The sequence below is a fragment of the Ensifer sp. ENS10 genome, assembly GCF_014852025.1.
Taxonomy (GTDB): Bacteria; Pseudomonadota; Alphaproteobacteria; order Rhizobiales; family Rhizobiaceae; genus Ensifer.
The window spans coordinates 172,691-186,901 of record NZ_JACVAS010000007.1 but is presented as its reverse complement, the minus strand read 5'-3'; the positions used below and the strand labels follow the sequence as shown (position 1 = coordinate 186,901).

13 protein-coding genes are annotated in these 14,211 nt (G+C 63.3%); 7 read left to right on the top strand and 6 right to left on the bottom strand.

Translation table 11 applies throughout. The features are described from left to right. Positions 1-3: 3 nt before the first annotated feature. The 4 genes from IB265_RS23355 to IB265_RS23340 all read left to right on the top strand — a co-directional run bounded on the left by IB265_RS23355 (position 4) and on the right by IB265_RS23340 (position 4,962). Entirely contained in the window at positions 4-804 is an 801-nt protein-coding gene (locus IB265_RS23355) for an inositol monophosphatase family protein (RefSeq protein WP_057254656.1), read from the top strand. A 253-nt stretch (positions 805-1,057) separates the two neighbouring features. Further along, positions 1,058-2,158 carry a flagellar motor protein MotA gene (locus tag IB265_RS23350; RefSeq protein WP_192495200.1) on the top strand — a complete coding sequence of 367 codons (1,101 nt, stop codon included), beginning with the start codon at positions 1,058-1,060 and terminating at the stop codon, positions 2,156-2,158. 3 nt (positions 2,159-2,161) lie between these two features. Then, positions 2,162-3,193, top strand: coding sequence for a peptidoglycan -binding protein (locus tag IB265_RS23345; RefSeq protein WP_057254658.1), 1,032 nt, complete (start codon positions 2,162-2,164; stop codon positions 3,191-3,193). Between the two features lie 122 nt (positions 3,194-3,315). Continuing rightward, positions 3,316-4,962, top strand: coding sequence for an FAD-binding dehydrogenase (locus IB265_RS23340; RefSeq protein ID WP_093233896.1), 1,647 nt, complete (start codon positions 3,316-3,318; stop codon positions 4,960-4,962). A 130-nt stretch (positions 4,963-5,092) separates the two neighbouring features. On the opposite strand, the gene IB265_RS23335 is transcribed toward IB265_RS23340, so the two are convergent. Next, positions 5,093-6,085: a tripartite tricarboxylate transporter substrate binding protein gene (locus IB265_RS23335; protein ID WP_192495199.1), complete on the bottom strand. Its 993-nt coding sequence runs from the start codon at positions 6,083-6,085 to the stop codon at positions 5,093-5,095. A 132-nt stretch (positions 6,086-6,217) separates the two neighbouring features. Continuing rightward, positions 6,218-8,020, bottom strand: a complete 1,803-nt coding sequence (locus tag IB265_RS23330; RefSeq protein ID WP_057254661.1) for an ABC transporter transmembrane domain-containing protein — start codon at positions 8,018-8,020, stop codon at positions 6,218-6,220. A 207-nt stretch (positions 8,021-8,227) separates the two neighbouring features. Here IB265_RS23330 and rpmE point away from each other — a divergent pair, with 207 nt between their 5' ends. After that, a complete protein-coding gene (gene rpmE / locus IB265_RS23325; protein WP_034806140.1) occupies positions 8,228-8,449 on the top strand; it encodes a 50S ribosomal protein L31 in 222 nt (73 codons plus the stop codon). 82 nt (positions 8,450-8,531) lie between these two features. Here rpmE and IB265_RS23320 read toward each other — a convergent pair whose 3' ends face one another. After that, positions 8,532-10,037 (bottom strand): winged helix-turn-helix domain-containing tetratricopeptide repeat protein, encoded by a 1,506-nt coding sequence (locus tag IB265_RS23320; RefSeq protein ID WP_192495198.1) that lies wholly within the window; start codon positions 10,035-10,037, stop codon positions 8,532-8,534. Positions 10,038-10,152: 115 nt separating this feature from the next. Here IB265_RS23320 and IB265_RS23315 point away from each other — a divergent pair, with 115 nt between their 5' ends. Both IB265_RS23315 and IB265_RS23310 read left to right on the top strand, forming a co-directional pair. After that, positions 10,153-10,392: a DUF1127 domain-containing protein gene (locus IB265_RS23315; RefSeq protein WP_373419822.1), complete on the top strand. Its 240-nt coding sequence runs from the start codon at positions 10,153-10,155 to the stop codon at positions 10,390-10,392. 67 nt (positions 10,393-10,459) lie between these two features. Further along, positions 10,460-11,614: an MFS transporter gene (locus tag IB265_RS23310; RefSeq protein WP_057254663.1), complete on the top strand. Its 1,155-nt coding sequence runs from the start codon at positions 10,460-10,462 to the stop codon at positions 11,612-11,614. 76 nt (positions 11,615-11,690) lie between these two features. On the opposite strand, the gene IB265_RS23305 is transcribed toward IB265_RS23310, so the two are convergent. The 3 genes from IB265_RS23305 to IB265_RS23295 all read right to left on the bottom strand — a co-directional run bounded on the left by IB265_RS23305 (position 11,691) and on the right by IB265_RS23295 (position 14,041). Then, positions 11,691-12,209, bottom strand: coding sequence for a DUF1465 family protein (locus IB265_RS23305; protein ID WP_043610604.1), 519 nt, complete (start codon positions 12,207-12,209; stop codon positions 11,691-11,693). Between the two features lie 355 nt (positions 12,210-12,564). Further along, positions 12,565-12,753 (bottom strand): DUF1192 domain-containing protein, encoded by a 189-nt coding sequence (locus IB265_RS23300; protein ID WP_057254664.1) that lies wholly within the window; start codon positions 12,751-12,753, stop codon positions 12,565-12,567. Next, positions 12,740-14,041, bottom strand: coding sequence for an MFS transporter (locus tag IB265_RS23295; RefSeq protein ID WP_057254833.1), 1,302 nt, complete (start codon positions 14,039-14,041; stop codon positions 12,740-12,742). The genes IB265_RS23300 and IB265_RS23295 overlap by 14 nt, the downstream gene beginning before the upstream one ends. Positions 14,042-14,211: the final 170 nt, after the last annotated feature.

Below are 14,211 nucleotides of genomic sequence, written 5' to 3'. Positions count from 1 at the left end.
CAGATGGCCCGTTCAGCACTTCTCAATGTCATGGTTCAGGCCGCCTTCAAGGCCGGCAAGTCGTTGGCCCGCGATTTCGGCGAAGTCCAGAACCTGCAGGTCTCGCTCAAGGGACCGGGCGACTATGTTTCGCAGGCCGACCGCAAGGCCGAAAAGCTCATCCGCGAGGAACTCCTCAAGGCCCGTCCGACCTACGGCTTCCTTGGCGAGGAAGGTGAAGAGATCGTCGGCACCGACGGCGCGCATCGCTGGATTGTCGACCCGCTCGATGGCACCACCAATTTCCTGCACGGTATCCCGCACTTCGCCGTTTCGATCGCACTCGAGCGCCAGGGCGAGATCGTCGGCGCCGTCATCTTCAACCCGGCGACCGATGAACTCTACACCGCCGAGCGTGGCGGTGGCGCCTTCCTCAACGACCGTCGCCTGCGTGTCGCCTCGCGCAAGCATCTTTCCGATGCCGTGATCGCCACCGGCACGCCGCATCTCGGCCGCGGCAACCACGGCAAGTACCTGATCGAACTGCGCCACGTGATGGGCGAAGTGGCCGGTATCCGCCGCATGGGTGCCGCCTCGCTTGACCTCGCCTATGTGGCCGCCGGCCGCTACGACGGTTACTGGGAACGCGACCTCGCCGCCTGGGACATCGCGGCTGGCGTGCTTCTCATCCGGGAAGCCGGCGGCTGGGCGCACGATATCAACGGCGGCGCCAAGCCGGTCGACGACGGTTCGGTCGTCTGCGGCAACGAATATATCGTCAAGGCGCTGAACGACGTCGTGCACCGCCCGGTGCCGACGAAGTAATCAGCGACCCTATTCCTATGCTCGGCCTCCGGCGCTCACCCGCCGGAGGCTTTGTTTTTCCGCTTGATCCGGAATGGGGCAACACGACAGTGCCACATGCCTGTGCCTATCTACGCGCGTCGCGGCCGTCGCCCCACTTTGGGAACGGCTGAATTTCGTCCTTGAATCGATTTCGGTTTCGGGAATTATGCAGTAGTCTCCGGGCCGGCGCCGCGCCGTTCCGACAAGTAAAAACCGGGAGATACTTACACCCATGACGAAACTGCATCTGTCCGGATGGAACGGTCGGGAAGGCATGGAAGAAGGCTATAATCCGCACAAGCTTTCGAGCCCCATGCACTATTTCTGGACCATGGTGGTCTTCCTGATCATCGTCGGTTTCGTGGGCGCAATCCTCTTTCGGCAGGCACACAACGCCTTTCTGGCCAACCCCGGCCTCAACGGCTTGATCCTTGGGGTGCTGCTGATCGGCATCCTGCTCGTATTCACCCATGTGCTGGGCTTGCGTCCCGAAGTGCGCTGGTTCAACTCCTTTCGCGCCGCCGGCAGTGCCGACAAGGTGGGCCGCGATCCGGTGCTGCTGGCGCCGATGCGGGCACTGATCGGTGCCCGTCAGACGGCGATCTCGACGACGGCGCTGCGCTCCATTCTGGATTCGATTGCGACCCGCCTCGATGAATCCCGCGACATCTCGCGCTATCTGACCGGCCTTCTCGTGTTTCTCGGTCTGCTCGGCACCTTCTGGGGTCTTTTGGGCACCATCGGCTCGATCAACACGGTCATCCAATCGCTGGATGCCGGTTCGGGAACCACCGAAGACATTCTGGCGGCCTTGAAGAGCGGCCTGTCGGCGCCGCTGACCGGCATGGGTACGGCGTTCTCGACATCGCTGTTCGGTCTTTCCGGTTCGCTGATCCTCGGCTTCCTCGATCTGCAGGCCGGCCGCGCCCAGAACCGTTTCTATACCGAGCTTGAAAACTGGCTTTCTTCCGTGACCGATGTCGGCTCCGAGCTGACTTCTGCGCTCGATGCGCCGTCGGGTGCGCCGGTCGAGGAGTTGAAAAAGCTTACGGATCAGCTGGTCCGCCTCAACCAGGAGGGCGGTTCGAGCCAGCGCACGACCGCCGCCATGGCAAGCCTTGCCGAGGGTATCCAGGGCCTGGTGAAAAATATGCGCGGCGAGCAGCAGATGCTCCGGGACTGGATCGAAGCCCAGCAGGAAGAGGCCAAGGCGATGCGCAGGACGCTCGACAAATTGTCGTCGCGCATCGGAGGCGAGCGGATCGCCGTGACAAGCGAGAGGTCGTCATTGACGGCCAAGCTCGGACAGTTGGACGAGACCGGAGGAGAGTAATCCATGGCGCTCGCCCGCAAAGGCCGCACGCAGCGCACGATCGATTATTGGCCGGGCTTCGTCGACGCGCTGTCGACGCTCCTGCTTTCGATCATGTTCCTGCTCACCGTCTTCGTTCTCGGGCAGTTTCTGCTGAGCCGCGAAATCAGCGGCAAGGACGAAGTGCTGACCCGGCTGAACAGCCAGATCAACGAGCTCACGCAGCTCCTGGCGCTCGAAAAGAGCGGCAAGCAGGATCTCGAGGATTCGCTCGCCAATCTCCAGGCTTCCCTGTCCCAGTCGGAAGGCGAGCGCTCGCGGCTGCAGGCGCTGCTCGATCAGGGCGCCGGCAGTACCGATGTCGCCAACCAGAAGATCGGGCGCCTCGGCTCGGAGCTTGAGAACGAGCGTGAGATCAGCGCCCGGGCGATGAGCCAGATCGAGCTCCTGAACCAGCAGATCGCCGCGCTGCGCAACCAGATCGCCGCCATCGAGGTCGCGCTTCAGGCATCGGAGGCGAAGGACCAGGCGTCGCAGACGAAGATCGCCGACCTCGGCCGCCGCCTGAACGTGGCGCTTGCCCAGCGCGTGCAGGAGCTCAACCGCTACCGCTCCGATTTCTTCGGACGCTTGAGGGAAATCCTCTCCGACCGCGAAAACATCCGCATCGTCGGCGACCGATTCGTGTTCCAGTCGGAAGTGCTGTTCCCATCCGGCGGCAACGAACTCAATCCCGAGGGGCAGGCGGAGATGGGCAAGCTCGCCTCGGCGCTGCTTGATCTCGCCAAGGAGATTCCGGCGGAGATCAACTGGGTGCTGCGCGTCGACGGCCATACCGATAATGTCCAGCTTTCCGGAACAGGCCGCTATGCGGACAACTGGGAACTTTCCTCGGCGCGTGCCACCTCGGTGGTCAAATTTCTGATCTCGAAGGGGGTGCCTGCCGATCGCCTGGTCGCGGCCGGCTTCGGTGAGTATCAGCCGATTGCGCCGGGCGAGACCCCGGAGGCCCGGGCCCAGAACCGCCGCATCGAACTCAAGCTGACCGAAAAATAGGCCGCGGCCGCGAAACATACCGCGGCCAACGCCCGACCCTTGAATTGACCTTGACGTACGCGTAACAGTTGCTGCAGCCATTCGTATGGCGGCGCTGTATGGGGTGCAGGGGAGGGCATTTCGTGGATTGCGATGTATTGGTCATCGGTGCGGGCCTTGCCGGCCTGGTTGCCGCCTCGGAAGCGGCCGCCCTTGGCCGCAAGGTCATCGTTCTCGATCAGGAAGGCGAACAAAACCTTGGCGGTCAGGCTTTCTGGTCGCTGGGCGGTCTGTTCTTCGTCGATAGCCCCGAGCAGCGGCGCATGGGCATTCGTGACACGCGTGAGCTTGCCTGGCAGGACTGGCTGGGGTCTTCGCAGTTCGACCGTCCGGAGGACCACTGGCCGCGGCTTTGGGCGGAAGCCTATCTCGACTTTGCCGCAGGCGAAAAGCGCCGCTGGCTGCATTCCCTCGGCATGCGCTGGTTTCCGGTCGTCGGCTGGGCCGAGCGCGGCGGCGGCCTTGCCCATGGCCACGGCAATTCGGTGCCGCGCTTCCATGTCACCTGGGGCACGGGGCCAGCGGTACTCGATCCGTTCGTGCGGCTGACGCGGGAGGCGGAAAGCCGCGGTCTGGTGCGCTTCCGATTCCGCCATCGGGTCGATGAGCTCATCATCACGGATGGAACGGTGACGGGCGCCCGCGGTGCCTTGCTGAAGGAGGATCCGGTCGGGCGGGGCGAGCGCAGTTCACGCGACGTCTCCGGCGATTTCGAGATATCGGCGGGTGCGATCGTCGTCACCTCGGGCGGTATCGGCGGCAACCATGATCTCGTTCGCCGCAATTGGCCGCGCAAGCGCCTTGGCCAACCGCCGGCAACCATGGTCTCGGGCGTGCCGCATCACGTCGACGGACGCATGCTGGAGATCAGCAGCCGGGCGCGCGGCTCGGTCATCAACTCAGACCGCATGTGGCACTACACCGAGGGGCTCAGGAACTTCGACCCGATCTGGCCGGATCATGGCATCCGCATCCTGCCCGGCCCATCATCCTTCTGGTGCGACGCCGACGGCAACCGTTTTTCCGCGCCAGCGATGCCGGGCTTCGATACGCTCGGCACATTGCAGGCGATCCGCGACAGTGGTCACGACTACAGCTGGTTCATCCTGACGCGGGCGATCATCAAGAAGGAGTTTGCGCTTTCCGGTTCGGAACAGAACCCGGATCTGACCGGCAAGAGCATCTCTCTGCTCCTGAAGCGGCTCGGCAAGAACCCGCCAGCGCCGGTCCAGGCCTTCATGGACAAGGGTGAGGATTTCATCGTCCGGGACCGGCTCGAGGACCTTGTGCCGGCGATGAATGCACTGACGGGCGAGAACCGGCTGTCGCTCGACCATCTACGCCGACAGATCGAGGCGCGCGATCGCGAGATCACCAACCCGTTCTCCAAGGATGCGCAGGTCACCGCGATCCGCGGCGCCCGCGCCTATCGCGGCGATCGGCTGCTGCGTACTGCCAAGCCGCACCGGCTGCTCGATCCGAAAGCCGGGCCGCTGATTGCCGTTCGCCTGCATATCCTGACCCGCAAGACGCTGGGCGGCCTGCAGACCAACCTCTCGGGCCAGGTGCTCGAACAATCGGGTGAGCCGGTGCCGGGCCTCTATGCCGCCGGCGAAGTCGCCGGTTTCGGCGGCGGCGGCATGCATGGCTACAATGCGCTCGAAGGCACCTTCCTCGGCGGTTGCATCTTTTCCGGCCGGGTGGCGGGGCGGGGTGCTGCTGGGGTGTGATCGCTTCCCGCCGCTCGCTTTTGGGCTGCCCCTCACCCTAGCCCTCTCCCCGCACGCGGGGAGAGGGGACGGCCGAGCGTGCAGCTAAACTTGGCAAATGCTTCGAATGTCTGGACAAGTCGGCTGACGATCAATCCATCTGCACGTTGGCGTCGCGGACGACCGGCGTCCACTTCGCCAGTTCTGCCGTCACATGCGCACTGAGCTCTTCCGGCGTCGAGCCGACGATCTTGGCGCTGAATTCCTTCATGCGTTCGATGACGGCGGGATCCTTCAGGGCCTTGTTTGCTGCCTCGTTGAGGCGGGCGACCACAGGCTGCGGCGTGTTCGCCGGGGCGAAGAGCCCGTTCCAGGTATAGGTCTCATAGCCTGGGATGCCGGATTCAGCGACCGTCGGAACATCGGGGAAGGAGGGCGCGCGTTCCGCCGTGGTGACGGCAAGTGCCCTCAGCGTGCCTGCCTTGATGTGCCCGGAGGACGAGGGCAGGTTGTCGAACATGATCGGCACCTGGTTGCCGATGACGTCGTTCAGCGCCGGACCGGCGCCCTTGTAGGGGATATGCTGCATGCTGACGCCGGCCATTTTCTTGAAAAGCTCGCCGGAGAGATGCAGCGGCGTGCCGTTGCCGGAGGAGGCATAGCTGTATTCGTCGGGCTTGGCTTTCAAGAGCGCCAGCAGTTCCTCGACGTTCTTGGCTGGAAGCTCCGGATTGACGACCAGCACGTTGGGCACGATGACCAGCAGCGAGATCGGAGCGAAGTCCTTCTGCGGATCATAGGGCTTGGTCTTGAGGATCAGCGGGTTGAGCGCGTGGGTGGCGACGGTTCCCATCAGGATCGTGTAGCCGTCCGCATCGGCGCGCGCGACATTGGCCGCGCCGAGATTGCCGCCGGCGCCGGCGACGTTCTGGACGATCACCTGCTCGCCGAGGTCTTCAGACATTTTCTGCGCGACGATGCGGGCGACCACGTCGGTCGACCCGCCGGCGGCGAAGGGAACGACCAGTGTTATCGGTCGGTCCGGGAAGCCCTGGGCGAGGGCCGGGGTGCTAAAGGGCAGCGCCGATAGCGCCATCAGGCCCAGCATCAGCGTTGCGCGCCGGGTCAGTTGCGAAAATGCCATGCGAATTTCCTCCCGATCATGTCTGCGAACCGCAGAGAACGGCCTTTGGCAGGCCGGCCCCATAACAATAGGGCTCGCTTCTCAGCCGGCAACTGCCAGGTGTGAAATCGGGAGGGTCGTCGTCGCAACGCCTCAGTTTTTCGTGGCGACGAACAGGGCCTCGGCGCCGTGGTCGAACTGCAGCCGCGCAAGCTTGGCGTAGAGGCCACCCTGGCGGATGAGGGAGACGTGCGTTCCCTCCTCGACGATCCGGCCATGATCCATAACCAGGATGCGGTCCGCCTTCAGAACCGTTGCGAGCCGGTGGGCGATGATGATCGTCGTGCGCTCGCGCAACAGGCCATCGAGGGCTTTCTGCACCAGCGTCTCGCTTTCGGCATCGAGCGCCGAGGTGGCCTCGTCGAGGAGCAGGATCGGTGCGTTCCTGAGGATCGCGCGGGCAATGGCGATGCGTTGCCGCTGGCCGCCGGATAGCGTGATGCCGCGTTCGCCGACGAGCGTGTCGTAGCCGTTGTCGAGGCGGTTGATGAACTCGTCTGCCTGGGCGGCGACGGCCGCAGCGCGCACCGCCTCACGGGTCGCGCCAGGCACGCCGAAGGCGATGTTGTCATGAACCGAGGAGGCGAAGATGGTGACATCCTGCGGCACGATCGCCAGCCGGTCGCGCAGTTCCTTCGGATCGACCGTGCGGACATCGAGCCCGTCGACGGTTACAGCACCCTTGGCGGGATCGTAGAAGCGGAGGAGCAGGGAGAAGACCGTGCTCTTGCCGGCGCCGGAAGGGCCGACGATGGCGACAGTCTCGCCGGGGTTGATCGCAAAGCTGAGGCCGTTCAGGCTCTTGTAGTCGGGTCGCGCCGGATAGGCGAAATAAACGTCGTCAAAGGCAATGGCGCCGGCGGCCGGTGCGGGCATGGCGACGGGGTTTGCCGGCGCCTGGATCTCTGGGATCTCCGTCAGCAGTTCGTTGAGCCGTTCGGCGGCACCGGCGGCCTGAGAGAGCTCGCCCCAGACTTCGGAGAGCGAGCCGAGGCTGCCTGCGGCAAAGACCGAGTAGAGCAGGAACTGGCTGAGGGTGCCGGCGGAAAGATTGCCCGACAGCACATCATGCGCGCCGAACCACAACACCGCAACGACGCTGCCGAAAACCATGGTGATGGCGAAGGCAGTGAGCACCGAGCGCGCCTTGATCGCGGCGCGCGCAGCGCCATAGGCATCTTCTACAGCGGATCCGAAATGGTTGTTGGCGAGTGCCTCGCCATTGAAGGCCTGCACGGTGCGGGATGCGGCGATTGCCTCGCCGGCATAGGCGGACGCCTTGGCGAGTGTGTCCTGAGCCTCGCGCGATCGGCGGCGGACGGAGCGGCCGAAGCCGACAAGCGGGAAGACGATGATCGGGATCGCGATCAGCACCAGGCTCGAGAGCTTAGGGCTGGTATAGACCATCATGCCGATGGCGCCGAGACACAGGATCAGGTTGCGCAGCGCCACCGAGGCGGTGGCGCCGACCGCCGACTTGACCTGGGTCGTATCGGCCGTCAGCCGCGAGACGATCTCGCCGGACTGGTTGACGTCGAAGAAGGAGGCGGAAAGCCGGGTGACGCGATCGAAGACGTTGCGCCTGAGGTCGGCGACGATGCGCTCGCCGAGTGTGATGACGAAGTAGTAGCGCGCCGCACTTGCCAGAGCGAGCACGATGGCGAGCATCATCAACATCGAGAAGTAGGTGTTGATGAAACCGGAATCGGGACTGGAGAAGCCGTTGTCGACCATGCGCCTGACGGCGAGCGGCAGCGCCAGCGTCGTGACCGCGGCGAGGATCAGCGAGATACTTGCGCCGACGACCAGATGGCGGTAGCGGGCGAGATAAGGTAGGAGCGTGGCCAGCGGGCGGATGGATTTACGCGCTGGCGCCTGGATTTCTCGTTCGGACACTTGACCCCTTTCGCCAACCACGGAGGAAAGGCTTTGCCCATGAGTCTTCCGCGCGGCACTTGTTATCCCGCAGACCTTGATGTATAGGCACGGCATCGAATTGGGAAGCCGTGGCCCTTCAGCCGGTCCGCGGCTTCATTTACGTGTTCGGTCTCGAAGTCGCAATGCCTTGCGACAATTGGACCCTGGAACTCTAGGAAGATCGTTATGAAGGCAGACATCCATCCCGATTACCACGTCATCAAAGTAGTCATGACCGACGGCACCGAATACGAAACCCGCTCGACCTGGGGTTCTGAAGGCGCCACCATGAACCTGGAAATCGACCCCAAGTCGCACCCGGCCTGGACGGGCGGCAACCAGCAGCTCATGGACCGCGGCGGTCGCGTCTCCAAGTTCAAGAAGCGCTTCGAAGGCCTCGGCCTCTAATCGAACGCCTCTCGGCATTCTTAAAGCCCGGCCATCGCGCCGGGCTTTTTGTTGGCCGATCAGGATGCCGCCGGCTCGCCCGTCACTCGGGAAGGCCGGCCTTGCGAAAGCCGTCGACGAAATGCGCAAGCATGGCGTCGTTACGGAACGGCTCGGTCGCCGCCCAGTGGCGGATCGTGAAGCCGGGGTTGGCGACGAGAAACAGGTCCGCTTCCGTATGCGCCTCGTCGAGGCGGCACAGCTGGGCGAGGCTTGCCGCCAGGAACCGGCGTGAGCTCGTGCGATAGGTCTCGTCCCTGCGCAGCGTCTCGACAGCGGCCTCGTAATCGCCGGCCGCATATTGCGCCTGGCCGAGCGTCAGATAGTACCAGCTTGCCGGAAACGGGTTCAGCCGGAACGCCTTGCGGATATGCGCGAGGCCCTCTTCGACCCGCCCGGCGAGAACGTCGATGTCGGACAACGCCGCCCAGGTGTCGGCCTCGTTCGGGTCGAGTTCGATCGCCTTGGCGAATTCCGCCTCCGCCTCGGTAAAGCTGCGCTCATAGGCGAGCAGGTAGGCCAGGATCCAGCGGCTGCCGGCATCGTTTGGATCGATCGTGACCGCTTTGCGCGCCAGCTCCAGGGCAAGGCTGCGGGCGGCCTCTGTCGGTCCGCCGGAGTGCACCCGTCCCATCCAGTGGTTCATCGCCAGCCAGCGGTAGGCTTCGGCATAATCGGGGTCGAGCGAAACCGCACGCGTCAGCATCAGGTGCGCTTCTTGGGCGGCCTGCGGCGTATCATCCATCAACCTGCGGGCGTGCACGCAGAGATCGTAGGCCTCGATGTTGCCGGGCCGGTTGCGTGGCGGCGGCGGGCGCAATTTTCCGAGCAACGCTTCCACGATCTTGGCCGTAACCTCGTCCTGAACGGCGAAGATGTCTTCCAGGCTGCGGTCGAAGCGCTCCGCCCAGAGATGGTCGCCGCTCAGTGCGTCGACCAGTTGGGCATTGATACGCACGCGTCCTGCTGCGCGCCTGGCGCTGCCTTCCAGCAGGTAACGCACGCCAAGGTCTTCCGCGATCGCGCGCACATCCACCGCCTTGCCCTTGTAGACGAAGGACGAGTTCCGCGCGATGACGAACAGGCCGGGGATCCTCGAAAGGTCGGTGATCAGGTCCTCGGTCAGCCCATCCGTGAAGGGCTCCTGCTCGGGATCGTTGCTGACGTTGACGAAGGGCAGAACGGCGACCGACGGCTTGTCCGGCAGGGGGAGGCGCCGCTTTGCCGCACCGAGCGTCCTCGAACTTCCCGTGAAGCGATAGCCGACGCGCGGGATCGTCGAGATCCACTCGCCACCATCGGCGGCGGGGCCAAGCAGCTTTCTGAGCTGCGCGATCTGGACGGTCAGATTGCCTTCCTCGACAGCCGTTTCCGGCCAGGCCGCATCCATCAGTTCGGCTTTGCCCAGGATTTCGCCGGGCCGCCCGACGAGCGCCGCAAGCAGCCTCAGTCCACGGTAGCCGATCGCGACAGGATCATCGTCCCGGAGGAGCGTTCCCGCACCCGGATCAAGTACGAAGGGACCAAAGGCGAAGCGCGTTTCCTGCATGGGCGCATCTATAGTTCGTTTGGAGGTTTTTGAGAACTTTTTGGACGCGCTTAATTACGCCCCGGTTCGTGTCCTGCAGAATTCGTCGGTCTTTCGGGCCGATATGGAGGCTGCCATGAACCACATTCCCATTCCTTTATTCCGGCATCAGGCACGCGTGCGCGAAGAAAACCCGATGCCTTTGCGCGCCGGCCTCGCAACGCTCAGAGGCGTTATCGCGACCTGGGACAGGAGGGCCCGTTTTCGCCGGGACCTCAAACGGGTCTCGAGGAGCGACCCGCATTTGATCGACGATATCGGCCTCGCAAGGCGACAGGTCGAGATCGAAATCGCCAAACATCTCTGGCAGGCATGAGGGGCGTGTCGAAATGATATCGGACCAAGAGTCTCTGCGTGCGACGCAGCGTCGTCAATTACGCGACATGACCTTACCGCGCGAACAGCCAATCCTGTGGGCGGCGATAGCCGGCACCATCGCAACGGTCACGGTGTTTGCGGTCGCCCAGGGGCTGACCTATCCGCTGCTCAGCTTCATTCTGGAGCGGCAGGGAACGACACCGGGACTGATCGGCCTGTCGGCGGCGATGACGCCGCTGGGTTTCATCGTTTCCGCTCCCCTCATTCCGGCGCTGGTTCGGCGCTTCGGCGCGGCGTGGCTTGCTATTCTTTGCTCGTTGTTTGCCGCGCTAACGCTGATCGCGATCGCCTGGACCCAGGAGCTCTGGGCCTGGATGCCGCTGCGTTTCCTGCTCGGCTTCTTTGCCAATCCGCTTTCCGTGATCAGCGAAACCTGGCTGATCACGATCACCCCGCCGTCGCGCCGGGGCCGCATCATGGGGCTCTATTCTTCGATTGTTTCGGGCGGCTTCGCCATCGGTCCGCTGTCGCTCGGCCTCGTCGGCACGGAGGGCTGGTCGCCCTTCCTCATCGGCATCGTGGCTTTCCTTCTCTGCGGCATGATCTTGCTCGCAGTCGTGCCGCGCCTGCCTGATATGCCGCAGGATGGCGAGGCAACTTCCGTCGGCGGCTTCCTGGCGCTGGCACCTCTTCTTCTGTTTGCGGTTTTCACCGCTGCCGCTTTCGAGCAGATCCTGCTTTCGATGCTTGCCACCTATGGTGCCACGCTCGGAAGCACCGTGGAGCGTATCGCCTCTCTCATTACCTGTTTCATCGCCGGCAATGCGCTGCTTCAGATATTTCTCGGGCGCATGGCCGAGCAGATGGGCTCGATGCGGGCGATGTTGTTCTGTGTGCTGGTCTCGCTGGTCGGGTGCCTGCTGCTGCCATGGGCCTTCAATTCCTGGCTCGTCTGGCCGCTCGTCTTCCTCTGGGGCGGGGTCTCGTTCGGCATCTACACGATGTCGTTGATCCAGCTCGGCGAACGTTTCACCGGCCAGGCCCTGATCGCCGGCAATGCGGCTTTCGCGGTTGCGTGGGGTCTCGGCGGCATCGTGGGGTCGCCCGCGACAGGACTAGCCATGCAGTGGCTTGGCCATCGGGGACTGCCGCTGGCTCTTGGTTTCCTTAGTTGCGTGCTGGTGCTGCTTCTGCTGGCGAAGATGCGGCGCGCGCGATAGTGACACCAGCGACGCGAGAAACAAAAAACCCGGCGATGGCCGGGTTCTGTTTTCCGCACGCTGAAGCGAAGAGCTATCAGTTGGTGCCGAAGGCCGTCTGCAGCAGCTTGATCTGCGCCTTGACGCCGTTCTGGTTGTCCGGAACGATGGCGGCGGCTTCGTGCGGGCGGTAGATTTCGCGGTCGAGCAGGGCGACGCGGTTCTGCAGGCGCAGCGAGCGCTCGATAAGGTCGCGGAAGGATTCCGGCAGTTCGGCCCAGCCGGGAGCGGACTTGTCGACGTTGAAGCTGTCGAGGCGCACCTTGCTCTTTTCCGACATCACCTGGTCACGGCTCATCTCACCGTTGTTGACGGCGCGCTGCAGCAGCAGCCACGACGCCATCTGCATCAGGCGGGTGGTAAGCCGCATGGACTCGGCTGCATAGAGCACCGACGCCATGCGCGGCAGAACCTTCGAGGCGGCGCGGCCGGGACCATCGAGGTATGTCGCCGTTTCCTCGACCAGACCCATGCCTTCCGAATAGAGCGTCTTGAATTGTGCCGAGGACGCTGCGTGTCCTGCGAAACTGACCGTATTCAATCCTCTCTCGGACATGACCTGTTTTCCCTGGTTCAAACGCATCACGACAGTCAGGTAGTGGACAGTTATAGGAAATAAATCCTTGCCCGTCTCTATGCTCGAAGAATGATCCGATAGCGCATTTCGCGCAAGGGTATTCTTAAGAAAGGGTTAATCTCCACAGTTCTTTAGCGAAAGCTATGCCAAAACAAAAAAAGAGCCGCGAAAAGCGGCTCTCAAGGTAAAACAGGGAGAAAAATCAGACCCATTCGCCAGTCGGAGAAATTGTCTGAAACCGGAAAGCTCCGGATACCCCGACAATCGCAGATAATGCTTAATTTGCGGTTAAACGCGCCTCGTTTTGCTGCGCTGCGGCCGCTCCCGCAAGGTCTCAGCGAAACAGGCCTTCGGCGGCTGAGCGGCTCGCGGATTTGCGCGTCCGCTCGGCTTCGAGCCGGGCGATTTCCTCCGTCAACAGGGCGATACGCTGGGTGAGTTCATCGACTGAAAGCAGTGAAAGATCGCTGCCGATTTCGTGCACCAGCTTCTTTTGTGGTCGGTCGTCGTCAAACAGGCTCATCCGTCTGATCCTCCCATTTCTGGTTGTTGTCCGGTTCGCTATGCGCTTCCTCGAACGGGGCAGCGCGCGGCGAAAGCTGCAGGCTTTCCGGTGTCGTCGGCGCGCCGGCATTGACCGGCGAGAAGGCGTCGCGGTCGGCGACCGGCACGGGCGCGCGCATCCGGCTGCGGATGATGGCATAGGCTGTGATCAAAATGTGGGCGCAGGCGGTAATCATGAACAAACCGTACGGACCGGTTGCCGTCATGACCGGACCGCCGATCGTCGGGCCGATGATCGTGCCGATGCCATAGAGCAGCAGCAGGCCACCGGAGACCTTCACGAAGTCTTCGGCGGTTGCAAAGTCGTTGGCGTGGGAAACGGCGATCGGATAGAGCGCGTTGGCGGCGGCGCCATAGATTGCGATCAGCGTCAGCACGATCCAGACCTGACTCGGCTCGATCAGGAAGATGAGCAGGCCGGCGACGGCGCCGACGCCGGCAAGGGTAGCCAGGACATAGCGACGGTCGATGCGGTCGGAGAGGCGGCCTGCCGGAAGCTGCATCACCGCGCCCGCGAAGATCGCCACGCTCATCATTGCCGCAACCGTGCTGTCGGAAAGGCCGGCCTGTCGCCCGAAGACGGCGCCAAGCGTGCCGAAGGCGCCATTGGCGATGCCGACGAGCAGGATGCCGAGGAACGAAACCGGCGAGTTCCGGTAGAGGCCGCGCAGGTCGAGGCTGACCTTCTTCAGCGGTTGCGGCGAGGCGGCCTTGGACATCAAGGTCGGCAGCATGGCGACACAATAGAGGATGCCGCAGATCATGAAGAAGATGCTGGTCGAGGTGTCGCCAAAGGGGATCATCATCTGGCCGCCGACGACGCCGAAAAGCGTGATGGCGATATAGAGCGAGAAGATGACGCCGCGGCTCTCATTGGTGGCGCGCTCGTTCAGCCAGCTTTCGATGATCATCGACGTGCCGGCGGTGGAGAAGCCGGTGAGCGCGCGCAGGATCAGCCACCAGGTCGGATCGATCATGATGCCGGTCAACAGCGCGACGATGGCGATGAGAGAAGCAAAGACGCTGAAGGCGCGCACATGGCCGATGCGCTTGACGACATTCGGGGCGAAGAAGCACCCGAGGACGAAGCCGGCCGCCCAGGACGTACCGATCAGACCGAGGATGGTGGTCGGGTATCCCTCAGCAGTACCGCGAACGGGAAGAAGCAGTCCCTGAAGACCATTGCCCAGAAAGAGAAACAAGGTGCCGAGCAGGAGGGCAGCGACCGGGAGCAGGTTCTTTCTCATCATCCATCCGAAATTCGTTCTGCCGTCAGCAAGTTAGGGCGGTGCCTGGTGAATTGCCAGCCGGTTTCTCTCTACAGCGCTTTGATTACAGTGCCTTGATTTGCCGCTTGTTTCCTTTGACCGGAGAGATTGAAGGAAACAAGCGGTTGCCGGTCATTGCAAATCGTCCG